This window comes from Kitasatospora sp. NPDC091276 (genome assembly GCF_040684355.1).
Classification (GTDB): domain Bacteria; phylum Actinomycetota; class Actinomycetes; order Streptomycetales; family Streptomycetaceae; genus Kitasatospora.
On the sequence record NZ_JBFBFU010000029.1, the window covers coordinates 68,046 to 80,773 of the forward strand.

General features: G+C 73.1%; 15 protein-coding genes. 7 read left to right on the forward strand and 8 right to left on the reverse strand.

Annotation, left to right across the window (positions count from 1 at the left end):
- Positions 1-24: 24 nt before the first annotated feature.
- The 3 genes from AB0O19_RS30000 to AB0O19_RS30010 all read right to left on the reverse strand — a co-directional run bounded on the left by AB0O19_RS30000 (position 25) and on the right by AB0O19_RS30010 (position 1,321).
- The gene (locus tag AB0O19_RS30000; protein ID WP_363587811.1) at positions 25-216 is read right to left on the reverse strand and encodes a DUF397 domain-containing protein; all 192 of its coding nucleotides are present in this window, start codon (positions 214-216) and stop codon (positions 25-27) included.
- 69 nt (positions 217-285) lie between these two features.
- Positions 286-498, reverse strand: a complete 213-nt coding sequence (locus AB0O19_RS30005) for a DUF397 domain-containing protein (RefSeq protein WP_363587809.1) — start codon at positions 496-498, stop codon at positions 286-288.
- The gene (locus tag AB0O19_RS30010; RefSeq protein ID WP_363624006.1) at positions 482-1,321 is read right to left on the reverse strand and encodes a helix-turn-helix transcriptional regulator; all 840 of its coding nucleotides are present in this window, start codon (positions 1,319-1,321) and stop codon (positions 482-484) included. The genes AB0O19_RS30005 and AB0O19_RS30010 overlap by 17 nt, the downstream gene beginning before the upstream one ends.
- A gap of 116 nt (positions 1,322-1,437) precedes the next feature.
- On the opposite strand from AB0O19_RS30010, the gene AB0O19_RS30015 reads away from it, so the two are divergent.
- From AB0O19_RS30015 to AB0O19_RS30025, 3 genes are all read left to right on the forward strand, one after another.
- A complete protein-coding gene (locus AB0O19_RS30015; RefSeq protein WP_363624008.1) occupies positions 1,438-1,638 on the forward strand; it encodes a hypothetical protein in 201 nt (66 codons plus the stop codon).
- A complete protein-coding gene (locus AB0O19_RS30020; protein WP_363624010.1) occupies positions 1,638-1,886 on the forward strand; it encodes a hypothetical protein in 249 nt (82 codons plus the stop codon). Before AB0O19_RS30015 ends, AB0O19_RS30020 begins: the two co-directional genes overlap by 1 nt.
- A gap of 75 nt (positions 1,887-1,961) precedes the next feature.
- The gene (locus tag AB0O19_RS30025) at positions 1,962-2,435 is read left to right on the forward strand and encodes an NUDIX domain-containing protein (RefSeq protein ID WP_363624012.1); all 474 of its coding nucleotides are present in this window, start codon (positions 1,962-1,964) and stop codon (positions 2,433-2,435) included.
- 175 nt (positions 2,436-2,610) lie between these two features.
- On the opposite strand, the gene AB0O19_RS30030 is transcribed toward AB0O19_RS30025, so the two are convergent.
- Positions 2,611-3,333, reverse strand: coding sequence for a histone deacetylase (locus tag AB0O19_RS30030; RefSeq protein ID WP_363624014.1), 723 nt, complete (start codon positions 3,331-3,333; stop codon positions 2,611-2,613).
- Positions 3,334-3,655: 322 nt separating this feature from the next.
- Between AB0O19_RS30030 and AB0O19_RS30035 the strand changes: the two genes are divergently transcribed.
- The 4 genes from AB0O19_RS30035 (at position 3,656) to AB0O19_RS30050 (ending at position 9,470) form a co-directional block, all read left to right on the forward strand.
- A complete protein-coding gene (locus AB0O19_RS30035; protein WP_363624016.1) occupies positions 3,656-7,633 on the forward strand; it encodes a Pls/PosA family non-ribosomal peptide synthetase in 3,978 nt (1,325 codons plus the stop codon).
- 133 nt (positions 7,634-7,766) lie between these two features.
- The gene (locus AB0O19_RS30040; RefSeq protein ID WP_363624018.1) at positions 7,767-7,985 is read left to right on the forward strand and encodes a DUF4287 domain-containing protein; all 219 of its coding nucleotides are present in this window, start codon (positions 7,767-7,769) and stop codon (positions 7,983-7,985) included.
- 303 nt (positions 7,986-8,288) lie between these two features.
- On the forward strand, positions 8,289-8,876 hold the full coding sequence (locus AB0O19_RS30045; protein WP_063352909.1) for a hypothetical protein: 588 nt from the start codon (positions 8,289-8,291) through the stop codon (positions 8,874-8,876).
- An 87-nt stretch (positions 8,877-8,963) separates the two neighbouring features.
- On the forward strand, positions 8,964-9,470 hold the full coding sequence (locus AB0O19_RS30050; RefSeq protein WP_363586772.1) for a DUF6882 domain-containing protein: 507 nt from the start codon (positions 8,964-8,966) through the stop codon (positions 9,468-9,470).
- Positions 9,471-9,591: 121 nt separating this feature from the next.
- Here the strand turns inward: AB0O19_RS30050 and AB0O19_RS30055 are convergent, their stop codons facing one another.
- The 4 genes from AB0O19_RS30055 to AB0O19_RS30070 form a co-directional block, all read right to left on the reverse strand.
- On the reverse strand, positions 9,592-10,233 hold the full coding sequence (locus AB0O19_RS30055) for a flavin reductase family protein (RefSeq protein ID WP_363624020.1): 642 nt from the start codon (positions 10,231-10,233) through the stop codon (positions 9,592-9,594).
- Between the two features lie 205 nt (positions 10,234-10,438).
- Positions 10,439-11,071: a carbonic anhydrase gene (locus AB0O19_RS30060; protein WP_363586774.1), complete on the reverse strand. Its 633-nt coding sequence runs from the start codon at positions 11,069-11,071 to the stop codon at positions 10,439-10,441.
- A gap of 216 nt (positions 11,072-11,287) precedes the next feature.
- On the reverse strand, positions 11,288-11,914 hold the full coding sequence (locus tag AB0O19_RS30065) for a PASTA domain-containing protein (protein WP_363624022.1): 627 nt from the start codon (positions 11,912-11,914) through the stop codon (positions 11,288-11,290).
- A complete protein-coding gene (locus tag AB0O19_RS30070; protein ID WP_363624092.1) occupies positions 11,914-12,453 on the reverse strand; it encodes a SigE family RNA polymerase sigma factor in 540 nt (179 codons plus the stop codon). The genes AB0O19_RS30065 and AB0O19_RS30070 overlap by 1 nt, the downstream gene beginning before the upstream one ends.
- Positions 12,454-12,728: the final 275 nt, after the last annotated feature.

The following is a 12,728-nucleotide window of genomic DNA, read 5'->3' on the forward strand; positions in this document are numbered from 1 at the left end:
GGGTCAGTTCGCCGAGAGGCGGGTCTACCGGGCGTCGAACTCGTCGGCGCGGACGGCGGTGACGAAGGCCTGCCAGGCGGGGGAGGGGAAGAGGAGGGCGGGCCCGTCGGGGTCCTTGGAGTCGCGGACGGGCTGCACGCCGGTGAAGCCGTCGGCGACCTCGATGCACTGACCGCCACTGCCGCTGTGCGAACTCTTGCGCCAGGTGGTGTCCATCGCGGTTGCCTCCTGTGGGTGGAGTGGGAAGTCGGTGGGGATGACTTCCCACTCCGGCGTCAGATAGGCCTAGTTGGAGTCGAACTCGCCGGTACGGGTGGCGGTGACGAAGGCCTGCCAGGCGGCGGAGGAGAAGAGAAGGGCCGGGCCCTCGGGGTCCTTGGAGTCGCGGACGGGCATGAGGCCGGTGAAGCCGTCGGCGACCTCGACGCAGCCGTTCTGCCCGCCGCTGTACGTGCTTTTACGCCAGCCGGCGCTAGCCAGGTCAACGTCCATCCTCATAGTCCTTCCGTACCGCACGGATCATCTTCACGGATGCGGCCTGATTCAGTGCCCCGATCTGCAGCCGATCGTAGTCCCTGGCTAGCGGAAGGACAGCGTTGATATCGCGGTCGAGGTACCCGCGCAGCTCGGTTTCTGTGTATCCGAGCAGTTTGCGGTCCGGCATGGTCAGCAACGTCACGTGTGAGCTGAAAGGCCGGTCCTCACCCAAAGAATACGGGGCTACCTGGAGGAGGATGTTCGGGTTTGCGGCCAACTCATCGAGGTGCCGCAGTTGTTCGATCATCACCTCTGTTCCTCCGACAGTCCGACGCAGGCAACTCTCGTCGAGAACCGCATGAAGGAGAGGCGGAGGGGTGCGGTTCAGGAATTGCTGGCGCGTCATGAGGAAGTTCACTCGCTCCTCGGCCTGCTCGGGGGTGGCGTTGCCACGCCGGACGTTGCCCGCTTCCCAAGCGCTGGCGTAGGCCGGGGTTTGCAGCAGGCCAGACACGATGTCGATCGAGAACAGCCTGACCTCGGCGGCACGGTTCTCGTAGTTGGCGTACTCGGGGAAGCCCGGGACCAGGGCAGTGTGCTTGAGCTGCCAGTACATCAGCAGCAGGGTCCCGCCGGTCTGCAGGACCTCGTCGGCCTTGGTAGCAAACTTCTCACTCGGCGGTCGCTGCGCAAGTTCGACGAACGAGACGTAGGACGGGTGGACTCCGATCTTGCGCGCGAGCTGTTCCTGCTTGAGCCCCATCGCCCTGCGTGACCTGCGGAGTTGGACCCCGAACGGAGCCCAGGGAGATGACTGCGGGTCAATTTCCTTGATGTTCACCATGGCTGCTCCAACTCTCCAGACCACCGAGGTCAAGTCGTCTGCCACTTCCGATGCTAGGCGACACAGAGCCACCATGTGCACAGAACGTGAAATTCTGATCGCGGAAGGTTACTCCCATGGGCGATGTCCAAGTGCCCCGGCTCCACGGCTACGGGGTCCGCTGGGACCCGGAGGGCCGGTGTTACCGGGTGCGGAACGAGACGACGGGGGAGTGGCTGCGCAGCGGTGCCTCGGGTGAGCTGGCCTCCTTCTCCTCCTTCTCCGCTGCCTTCAGCGCGTGGCGGGGGTTCGAGGTTCGGCGGCAGGTGGGGGGGTGATGGGGGAGAAGGTCTACCGGGCCACGGCCGACCAGCGGCGGCAGGCGGCCGACGTCCTGGATGACCTGACGGCCGTCCTCGCCCTGGGCGGGGTGAAGTTGCCCTCCGTCGAGGTGGATTGGGAGTACGGCCGCAGGACGGGCTGCTACCTCATCGGCCTCGGCTGCGCCCGCCCGTCCGCACTCCTGCGGGTCGTGGACCTGCTGCGCAAGGGGCTGCGCTACGAGCGCCTGACGCATGACGGCTGAACTCCTGGTCCGCCTGCTCTGGTGGGCGGGCTTCTCCCTCCTGCTCCTCGCCGCCCTCAGAAGGTGAACTACCCGATGCGCGACCCCCGTCTGCTCGCCAAGCCGCCGGTGTGCCGGCTCGGCTGCCTCGTCCTCGTCCGCAACCCGCGCGGCGACGTCCTCCTCGTCGACCCGGACTACATGGACGGCCTGATCCTGCCGGGCGGCGCCGCCCAGCCCAACGAGCCCCCGCACCTCGCCGCCGCCCGCAACCTGCACGCGGAGACAGGGCTCAACCTGCGTCTCGCCGACGTCCTCGCGGTCGACTTCACCCCGGCCGACCGCCACCTGGAGCGCCTCAACCTGGTCTTCGACGGCGGGACCGTCACCGAGCACGCCGCCGCCCGCCTGACCGTCCCGCCCCGGCACCGCAGTGGCCTGTTCGGCGCCCGCTTCGTTCCCGCCCACGAACTCCCGGACGTCATGGCCCCCGCCCAAGCGGCCCGCGCCGCCGAAGCCCTCGCCAACCGCGCCGTCCCCCTCCTCCTCCACGGCCAACGCTCAAGCTGAAGGGCGCGATCTTAAAACCGCCTTTGACGAAGCCGCCGGGTGGCCGCCGCCATCCGCCGCCACCCGCCGGCGGGAAGCGCCGGTTCACCCGTGCGGTGGCCTGGCGCTTCCTTTGCCTGATGTGGCCGGAACCCACGTAGTTGTCACCGTACGGTCACCACGGGGTGAACAACGCCTAAAGGTCCAGACCACCGCCCAGTACGGCCAGGACGTCCGCCGCGTTCCAGTGCCCGGCGGCGCCCGGGCGGGAGGCCAGGTAGTCGGCGCAGCGGCGCGCGCTCCAGCCGTGGGACTCGGCCAGGCCGGCGGCCAGGGTGCGCAGATAGGGCGCCGAGGGCGGGTTGAGTTCGGCGCCGGCCACGCCTTCGGAGGCGGTGAAGGTCAGCAGCGGGTGCCCGTCCAGTGCGCCCGCGTGCACCAGCGTCTCGTACCGGCCGGGCCCGAGTCGGTCGCGTCCGTGCGCGAGGGCGCGGGTGAGGTCGAGGTCGGCGCCGGGGGAACGGTGCATCTCCTGGGCGGCGATGTCGCTGAACTGACTGACCGTCACCAAGTAGATGCGACAGGGAAGTTCGCCCGACGCGTCCGGGTCGTAGTAGCCGCTGCCGCCGCCCCACACCGCCGACTCCCGCGCGAAGTACAGCGTGCCGGGCAGCACCGTGGCCACGTCCCGGCGCGGCGGGCGGCGGTCGCGGCAGCCGGGGTAGGTGCGCGCGCCGCCGTCGGGGCGGCCGCCGCGCAGGTAGCAGGCGAGCCGGGCGGCGTGCAGGTTCGACCCGTACGCCGCGTACCAGACGAGCCCCGTGCCGCCCTCCGCACTGCCCTCCGCGCCGCCGGTCGGGCTACCGGAAGCGCCGCCCCCGCCCCCGGCCAGCCACCGGCGGGATCCGGCCACCATCATCGCTAAACCTCCAGATTTGGTGGGTCCGCTTTCACTACCGGTAGCGTCCCCGCCGCTATGGCGTAGACCACTCTTCGCCTTCCCGTCATATGCCTCCTGCCTCCGGCGATTACCCTTCGCCACCGAAAGCGATCGAAAAACCCCGAAATGACTTTCGAATCGTTCCCTGATGCCCCCATATGTCGCCGAAAATGAAAAGTTCCTTTGACTCCACCTTCACGGCATCCAGCGGGCTCCCAGTCGAGTCATGGTGAGTGAGGCACCACGCAAGGTGACTCCCCGCATTCATCCTTATGACTACTCCCAGCCGAGGACACTCCTTATGGACGCACGCCAGGACATGGCAGGACCGGGAACGCTGAACCGTCCCGGGCCCGCCCACGCCGCCGGTTGGCCGGCCGTCCGGCCCGCGCACCCCCGCAGCCTGCTCGACATCGTCACCGCCACCGCCGACGCCCACCCGCACGCACCCGCGCTGGACACCGGCACCGCCGTACTCGACTACCGCGCCCTCATGCACGAGGTCGACACCCTCGCCGGCGTCCTCGCCGGGCACGGCATCGGCACCGGAGACCGGGTCGGCGTGCGCATCCCCTCCGGCACCGCCGACCTGTACGTCGCCATCCTGGCCGTGCTGCGCTGCGGCGCCGCCTACGTGCCCGTCGACGCCGACGACCCCGACGAGCGCGCCGACATGATCTGGCAGGACGCCCAGGTGTGCGCCGTCCTCGGCGCCGAACGCCGGCTCGCCCCCGGCTCCGGGGCCGAGCCCCGCGGCAACCCCGCCTGGCCCACCCCCGCCGACGACGCGTGGATCATCTTCACCTCCGGCACCACCGGCCGCCCCAAGGGCGTCGCCGTCACCCACCGCTCCGCCGCCGCCTTCGTCGACGCCGAGGCCCGCCTCTTCCTCCAGCAGCAGCCGCTCGGCCCCGGCGACCGCGTCCTGGCCGGCCTGTCGGTGGCCTTCGACGCCTCCTGCGAGGAGATGTGGCTGGCCTGGCGCCACGGCGCCTGCCTGGTGCCCGCCCCCCGCTCCCTCGTCAAGGCCGGCACCGACCTCGGCCCCTGGCTCGTCGAGCGCCGCATCACCGCCATCTCCACCGTCCCCACCCTGCTCGCCCTGTGGCCGCAGGAGTGCCTGGACGCCGTGCGCCTGATCATCGTCGGCGGCGAGGCCTGCCCCGCCGAACTCGTCGAGCGCCTCGCCACCCCCGGCCGCGAGTTCTGGAACACCTACGGCCCCACCGAGACCACCGTCGTCGCCACCGCCGCCCGCATGCTCCCCGGCCAGCCCGTACGCATCGGCACCCCCCTGGACGGCTGGGAGATCGCCGTCGTCGACGCCGCCGGCCACCCCGTCCCCTGGTACGAGACCGGCGAACTCCTCATCACCGGCATCGGCACCGCCCGCTACCTCGACCCCGCCAAGGACGCCGAGAAGTTCAGCGCCCACCCCGCCCTCGCCTCCCCGCGCGTCTACCGCAGCGGCGACCTCGTGCGCAACGACCCCGAAGGCCTCGTCTTCGTCGGCCGCGCCGACGACCAGATCAAACTCGGCGGCCGGCGCATCGAACTCGGCGAGATCGACGCCGCCCTCCAGGCCCTGCCCGGCATCCGCGCCGCGGCCGCCGCCGTCCGCAAGAGCCCCGCCGGCGCCGACCTGCTGGTCGGCTACCTCGTCGCCCAGCCCGGCACCACCCCCGACCTCACCGCCGCCCGCCAGCACCTGCTCGAACGCCTGCCCGCCCCGCTCGTGCCCGTCCTCGCCCTCGTCGACTCCCTGCCCACCCGCACCTCCGGCAAGGTCGACCGCAACGCCCTGCCCTGGCCGCTCGCCACCACCGGCACCGCCACCCCCGGCACCGCCGCCCCCCTGGACGGCACCGCCGGCTGGCTCGCCGGCCGCTGGGAGAGCATGCTCGGCATGGCCCCCGGCCACGGCGACGACTTCTTCGCCCTCGGCGGCTCCAGCCTCACCGCCGCCCGCCTCGTCTCCGAACTGCGCACCCGCCACCCCGGCGTCTCCGTCGCCGACCTCTACGCCCACCCCGTCCTCGGCGACCTCGCCGACTACCTCGACAACCTCGCCGGCCCCCCTCATACCGGCGGCGCCGCGCGCACCCCCACCCCCGCCCCCGTCCGCACCGTGCGCCGCACCCCCGCCAGCGCCGGCCTGTGGCAGACCCTCATCCTGCTCGGCGTCTTCGGCATCTCCGGACTGCGCTGGATCCTCGCCCTCACCGCCTTCGACAACCTCATCGGCAACCACCTCAGCTGGGCCCCGCACAGCTCCTGGTGGCCCGTCGCCGCCGGCCTCCTCCTCTTCTACAGCGCCCCCGGCCGCACCCTCCTCGCCGCCGGCACCGCCCGCCTGCTCACCGCCGGCCTGCGCCCCGGCAGCCACCCCCGCGGCGGCCAGGCCCACCTGCGACTGTGGGCCGCCGAACGCGCCGTCACCCTCTTCGGCGTCGGCGCCCTCGCCGGCACCCCCTGGGCCCTGCGCTACGCCCGCGCGCTCGGCTGCCGCATCGGCGCCGGCGTCCTCCTGCACACCCTGCCCCCCGTCACCGGCCTCGCCCGCATCGGCGCCGGCGCCACCGTCGAACCCGAAGCCGACATCGCCGGCTGGTGGCTCGACGGCGACACCCTCCACCTGGGCCACATCGACATCGGCGACGGCGCCCGCATCGGCGGCCGCTCCACCCTCATGCCCGGCGCCCGCATCGGCGCCGGCGCCGACATCGCCCCCGGCTCCTGCGTCACCGGCGCCGTACCCGCCGGCGAACACTGGCACGGCTCCCCGGCCCGGCCCTCCACCGAGGCCCGCACCACCTGGCCCGCAGCCGCCGCCACCCCCCGCTCCCACTTCTGGAACCTCGCCTACGGCGTCGGCCTGACCGTCTTCGGCCTCCTGCCGATCATCGCCGCCCTCCCCGCGCTCGCCATCGTCTTCACGATGGTCGACACCGACCGCACCCTCACCGCGGCCCTCCTCCAACTCCTGCCCGCCACCATCCCGCTGGCCGCCCTCACCCTGGTGTGCCACGCCACGCTGATAGCGACCACGGTCCGCCTCCTGTCCATCCCGCTGCGCCCCGGCTTCCACCCCGCCCACGGCCGCGTCGCCTTCTGCGCCTGGGCCGTCACCCGGCTCAGCGACACCGCCCGGCGCACCCTCTTCCCCTTCTACGCCAGCCTCTTCACCCCGGTGTGGCTGCGCCTGCTCGGCGCCAAGGTCGGCCGCCGCGTCGAAGCCTCCACCGTCCTGGCCCTGCCCGGCCTGATGCGCGTCGACGACGGCGCCTTCCTCGCCGACGACACCCTCGTCGCCCCCTACGAGCTGCGCGCCGGCTGGCTGCACATCGGCCCCTCGCACGTCGGGCGCCGCTCCTTCGTCGGCAACTCCGGCATCGTCGGCCCCGGCCGCCGACTGCCCGACAACTCCCTCGTCGGCGTCCTGTCCGACACCCCCGTCAACGCCCCCGAAGGCTCCTCCTGGCTCGGCCGTCCCGCCTTCGCCCTGCCGCGCGTCGCGGCCGCCGGCGGCGACGCCCGCACCTACAACCCGCCCCGGCGCCTGATGTGGGCCCGCGCCGGCGTCGAGCTGTGCCGCCTGCTGCCCATCGTCCTCGCCGCCCTCCTCGGCGACCTCGTCCTCGCCACCCTCCAGGAACTGCGCGACGACTACGGCCTCCCGCGCGCCCTGGCCGCCGCCGGCCTCGTCCTCATCGGCGCCGCCGTCGTCGCCTGCCTGGTCACCACCGCCGCCAAGTGGCTCCTCGTCGGGCGCTTCCGCGTCGCCGAACACCCCCTGTGGTCCACCTTCGTGTGGCGCAACGAGCTCTACGACAGCTTCGTCGAGGAACTCGCCATGCCCTTCGGCGGCTCCAGCATCACCGGCACGCCCTACCTCAACGCCTGGCTGCGCAGCCTCGGCGCCCACATCGGGCGCGGCGTGTGGTGCGAGACCCACTGGCTGCCCGAGAGCGACCTCGTCACCGTCGAGGCCGGCGCCAGCGTCAACCGCGGCACCGTCCTGCAGACCCACCTCTTCCACGACCGGGTCATGCGCCTGGGCCCCGTCCACCTCGGCCCCGGCTCCACCACCGGCCCGCACTCCATCGTCCTGCTCAACTCCTCCCTCGGCGCCGGCACCACCGTCGGCCCCGCCTCCCTGGTCATGCGCGGCGAGAACGTCCCGGGCACCACCCGCTGGCTCGGCAACCCCGTCGCCGCCTGGAACGCCGACCCCACCCCGGCCGCCGGGCGGCGGGCCAAGCGCAAGGTCGGAGTGTGACGCAGGTCACTCCGGCTGGGCGATGAGTTGACGATGCGGTCGCGGTCCTACCTGGGTAGACCGCGACCGCGACCGCATCCGTTCCCGTCCGTTCCCGTCCGTTCCCGTCCGCTCCGGAAAGGGCGTACCGGCCATGACCGCCACCCCCGCCAAGGGCCCCGCCAGCTACTTCCCGTCCATCGAGAAGAAGTACGGTCGGCCCGTCGCCGAGTGGAAGGACCTCATCCGCGCCTCCCCGCTCAGCAAGCACATGGAGCTCGTCGCCTGGCTCAAGACCGAGCACGGCCTCGGTCACGGCCACGCCAACGCCCTCGTCGCCCACACTCTCGCCGAAGCCGAAGCCGCGGCCTGAGCCCGTCGCCCGGCGCTGCTGGTGACGCCCGGCCTGCGCCCCGTGGCGGGTGGTGGATGGCGGGCCGGCGGACGACGACGGGGCCGGGGCCGCCTGCGGCACGATCGGGAAGCAGGCGGCCCCGGACCCGGGTCGTTCCGTACGGGCGGGGCATCGACCGCGATGCCCGTACGGCTGCGGTCGGGACCCATTCGACGACTTCAACAGCACTTGAAGTCAAGCCCCCGGCGGCCCGAGGCGCCGGAGGGCGGGGTAGCCTCGCTCCCGGCGGGGGCCGGCGGACGAGGTTTCAGGGGCGGTCGAATGGAACAGCAACAGCGCGGCTACTGGCGGGTCGCGGACGGTTCGGCGGTCAGCTCCACCCAGGCCCAGGTCGCCTGGACCAGGGCCGCCTACCCGGCCCTGGTGGACGTGGCCCGCCGCTACCACGCGGTGATCACCTACTCCGAACTGGCCGAGACCGTGCAGGAGGCGGCCGGAGTGCGCACCCGGGTGCACCAGCGCACCTGGATCGGCAAAGTCCTGGCCCTGGTGGTGCGCGAGGCACACCGCCGCGGGGACCCGCCGCTGACCGCACTGGTGGTCCACTCCACCGACGGCATGGTCGGCGTCGGCTACCAGGAAGTACTGGCCGTGGCCGGACAGCCGCCGCTGGCAGCGGACATGGACCGCGAACACCACGCCGCCGCCGCCCGCCTCGCCTGCTACCGGCACTTCGGCGCCCAGCTGCCCGCCGACGGCGGCACCCCCGCCCTGGCCCCGCGCCTGCAAGCGGCCGTCAACCGCAAGGCCGCCGCCGCCACCCCGCCCCGCCCCCCGGCGATCTGCCCCTCCTGCTTCCTCCAACTGCCCGCCACCCGCATCTGCGACTCCTGCGGCGCCAGCGCGTAGGGGCTCTCCTGCGGATCACGCCGGGCCCGGACGGAGCAGCAGGCCGGATGGGATGATCTTGCCGGCAGTTCCGTACGAGGAGGCACGGTGGACGACCACTCGAAGCACGACCACTCCCGGTGGGAGGGCGTCGTGATCGCGGCCCGCGAACGTGCCCGCTCGCGGCAGGCCCTCATGGTCGAGCGCTTCGGACTGTCAGGTGACGTGCAGTACCACTGGTCGATGGACGACGCACGGATCACCTGGTCGCGCAGGAGGAAGTGGTCGCGCAAGAGCGAGGTGTTCCTCACCGGCCGGCTCACGATGATCGGCAGCGTCAGCCTCGCCCGGCAGACCTGGCTGTGGTCCTGGGCGAACGAGTCGCTGCCGCCCGCCGTCCTGGGCGACATCGAACGGGTGCGGCGCTTCGGCGAGGACAACGACTTCCCCGTCCTGCCGTGGCCGGGCTTCGACTCCCACCCCGAACTCGTCGCCGAGGCGCGGATGGTCGCGGCCTCGGTGCTCGACGCCGACGGGCTGTGGGTGGAGTCGACGGACGACACGGAGCTCCACTTCCTGCTCCACGACCTGGTGCCCGCCGCGGCGGCCGACTAGACGGCCAGACGGCCAGACGGCCAGACGGGCGGGCGGCCGGGCGGGCGGTCGGGTAGGCGGGCGGCTCGTCGGGCGGCCGGGCGGCCGGGCGGGCGGGAGCTCGCGGACCCGCGACGGGGCGTCAGGCCCGGACACCGGCGGGCAGGCGGCCCGGCATCTGCCAGCCCTCGGCGAGACGGGAAGGGGCGAGCCGGCGCCCGTCGCCGAAGAACTCGCAGAACTTCATGATCAGCGGATCCCAGCCGAGCGGGTCCACGTAGTGGTCCGTACCGGGCACGATCAGGCGCTCCTCGACGTGCGCGCGCACCACGGTGACCTCGAAGGCGGTGCAGTGCGGGTTGCCCGCCAGCGGCGCGGCCGCCTCCAACCGGCACTCCAACTGGACCGGGCACTCGGCGACGCGCGGCGCCCGCACCAGCTCCGACGGCTGCTCGGTGAGCCCGGCGGCGGCGAACTTGCCCCGCTCGAAGCGGTAGCCCTGCTGCCGCCGGTGCTCGGTCAGATCCGGGTTGGCGGTCAGCAGCGCGAGGGCGTCGACGGCGTCGACCTGCCCGGAGGAGGGCAGGTTGAGCACGCACTCGCCCTCGCGCCGCAGGTTGACGGCCGTCTGGGCGGTGTTGCCGAGGCCCAGCACGCAGGACTGCCCCAGCCACCACGCCGAGGACATCGGCGCCAGGTTGGCGCCGCCGTCCTCGTTGCGCGAGCTGATCAGCACCACCGGGGTGCCGAAATAGAGAACCTTGAGGTCGGTGGCCTTGTGCACGGGAATGCCGTCCTTGAGTGGGAAACCGTTGCCGGTCTCCGACTCTGCCCCCGCCCTGGAGGGGGCGCTGGCGGTGATCGGACACGGCGTTCCCGGCCCCGACGGGGGCGGACGGCCCTACGCCGGACGGCCCTGCACGCGTCGGCTCGGCCCGACACACCGGTTCGGCCGTACGGGCGGGTTCAGCACCCGTACGGGCCGGCGGTCAGAACGCGGCGCTGACCGGACCGCGAGCGGCCACCGTACGGGCCTGGCCGTCGCGCAGCCGGTAGGACAGGCCCACGACGGCCGCCGCGCCCTCGGCCACCTTGGCGGCCAACAGCTGGGAACGCTCCAGCAGCAGGTCCACGGTCTGGCGGATGTGCTCGTCGACGATCCCGTCCGGGTCCTCGATGCCCGCGGCCCGGGCCGACACCACGCTCGGGGTGACCCGCTCCACCACGTCCCGCACGAACCCGCCCGGCAGCCGCCCCTGGTCCAGCGCCTCCATCGCCGCGCCCACCGCGCCGCACGAGTCGTGCCCCAGCACCACCACCAGCGGGCACTCCAGCACGCTCACCCCGTACTCGATGCTGCCCAGCGCCTCCGCCCCGGTGACGTGCCCGGCCGTCCGCACCACGAACAGGTCGCCCAGCCCCCGGTCGAAGATGATCTCGGCCGCCAGCCGGGAGTCCGAACAGCCGAACAGCACCGCGAAGGGCCGCTGCGCCGGAGCGAGGGCGGCCCTGCGCCCGGCGTCCTGGTTGGGGTGCTCCGGGCTGCCCGCGACGAAACGGGCATTGCCCTCCATCAGCACCCGCATCGCCTGGTCGGGGCCGGATATCGGTGAGGAGATCATGCCTGCACCCTAGATCGCCGCAGGTGGGGCCCGCAGCAGGGGGGCCGGGGCAGGGGCCCGGCGCCGCGTCGCTCCTCACCCGGCCGGCCCAGTCCACGGCCCGCCCACCCCGCTGCGCCCGGCCTCGCCCGGCCCCTTCGCCGCCCGCGTGGCGGGAGGCCGGAGGATATCGTCAACTCGCCTCCTGCGTGGCGGCGTTGGACGTGGCAGTGCCGGTCAGCGGCCCGGCCTGCCCTTGGAGACGAACACCTGGACCGTCGAGTGCGCAGGTGTGGTGCGGCCGGCCTGCGGCTCGGAGTTGATGACCGACCCGGCGGGCACGTTCCAGTCGGTGAACTCGTGGACCTCGTAGCGCAGTCCCGCCGTCTCCAGCGCCCTGATGGCCGCGTCCTTGGCCAGGTTGGCGAGCGGCGGCACACTCACCTGCACCCCGTCGGTCGGCTGCATCGGCGGCGGCGTGGGGGTGCCGAAGGCCATCGAGGGCCCGGGCGTGGGCGTGTCGGAGGGCGCGCCGGGGGAGGGTGTGCCGGACGACGTCGGCGCCGAGGCGTTCGCGGGGCCCGCGGGCAGGCCGCCGGAGGGCGACGGACCCGAACCCGGCGCGAGCAGTGCCGCACCCGTGCCGATGGCGACCACCGCGGCCGCCGCCACCGCGCCGCTGAGCACGGTGCGACGGCGCACCGTGCGCCGGATGGCGAGGGCGTCGATGACGGGGGCCGGGGTGTTGTCGGCGAATGCGGTCATGGCGGCGAGGAGTTCCTTGTCGAAGTCGGGGTCGAAGTCGGGGTCGGAGGCGGGGTGGTCGGGGTCGGGGCCGGGATCGTGGGACGGGAAGCGGGTCATCACGCACCTCCGCGCGAGGTCGGCGGCGCGGACGGGACGTCCTGCCGGGGCAGTGCGGACCGCAGTTTCGCGAGGCCGCGGGCGAGTTGGGAGCGCACGGCGCCGGGGGAGATGTCCAGCGTCTGCGCGATCTCCTGGTCCCCCAGGTCGTGGAGGTAGTACAGGACGACCACGGTGCGCATCCCCATCGGCAGCGTGTGTAGCGCCGCGACGAGCTCCGCGCGCAACTCCACCGACCGGTAGGCGTCGCGCGGGTCGGCGTGCTCGGCGCCGGGCGCCGCGGCGGGCCGCTCGCCGGAGCGGCTCAGCCGCCGCCAGCGGTCGTTGACCAGGTTCACCAGGATCCGGCGCACGTACGCCTCGGGCGCTTCCGCGGCCGCCACCCGCCGCCAGTTGCGGCAGGATCGTTCCAGCGCCTCCTGGACGAGGTCCTCCGCGGTGTGCGCGTCCCCGGTGAGCACGTACGCCGTCCGGAACAGCGCGCCCGAACGCTGCTGTACGAACTCGACGAAGTCGATCCCGGGACTGGCCCTGCGCAGCCTCACCCGCCGCCCTCGCTCTCTTCACTCTTCCGCCGTCACCTTCGCCCCCATGACGGCCCCCGGCACCGCTCTGCTGCACCGCCACCGCGAAAGTGACGCGCCTCACAACGCTTCGAAGTCGAACGGGCCGAACGGGCCGAACGGGCCGGACCACCGCGGCAGCCCGGGGAGCACACACGCGGGCGCAACGATGCGCAAACGATGCGAGTGGCCCGGGCGGTGGCCGCTCCGGGACGGTCGCAGTGTGCACGCACTGATCGACCGGCCGGCAC

Excerpts from the sequence above, each read along its gene's own strand:
- AB0O19_RS30000 (WP_363587811.1), bottom strand. The coding sequence starts at position 216 with ATGGACACCACCTGGCGCAAGAGTTCGCACAGCGGCAGTGGCGGTCAG.
- AB0O19_RS30005 (WP_363587809.1), bottom strand. The coding sequence starts at position 498 with ATGAGGATGGACGTTGACCTGGCTAGCGCCGGCTGGCGTAAAAGCACG.
- AB0O19_RS30010 (WP_363624006.1), bottom strand. The coding sequence starts at position 1,321 with ATGGTGAACATCAAGGAAATTGACCCGCAGTCATCTCCCTGGGCTCCG.
- AB0O19_RS30015 (WP_363624008.1), top strand. The coding sequence starts at position 1,438 with ATGGGCGATGTCCAAGTGCCCCGGCTCCACGGCTACGGGGTCCGCTGG.
- AB0O19_RS30020 (WP_363624010.1), top strand. The coding sequence starts at position 1,638 with ATGGGGGAGAAGGTCTACCGGGCCACGGCCGACCAGCGGCGGCAGGCG.
- AB0O19_RS30025 (WP_363624012.1), top strand. The coding sequence starts at position 1,962 with ATGCGCGACCCCCGTCTGCTCGCCAAGCCGCCGGTGTGCCGGCTCGGC.
- AB0O19_RS30030 (WP_363624014.1), bottom strand. The coding sequence starts at position 3,333 with ATGATGGTGGCCGGATCCCGCCGGTGGCTGGCCGGGGGCGGGGGCGGC.
- AB0O19_RS30035 (WP_363624016.1), top strand. The coding sequence starts at position 3,656 with ATGGACGCACGCCAGGACATGGCAGGACCGGGAACGCTGAACCGTCCC.
- AB0O19_RS30040 (WP_363624018.1), top strand. The coding sequence starts at position 7,767 with ATGACCGCCACCCCCGCCAAGGGCCCCGCCAGCTACTTCCCGTCCATC.
- AB0O19_RS30045 (WP_063352909.1), top strand. The coding sequence starts at position 8,289 with ATGGAACAGCAACAGCGCGGCTACTGGCGGGTCGCGGACGGTTCGGCG.
- AB0O19_RS30060 (WP_363586774.1), bottom strand. The coding sequence starts at position 11,071 with ATGATCTCCTCACCGATATCCGGCCCCGACCAGGCGATGCGGGTGCTG.
- AB0O19_RS30065 (WP_363624022.1), bottom strand. The coding sequence starts at position 11,914 with ATGACCCGCTTCCCGTCCCACGATCCCGGCCCCGACCCCGACCACCCC.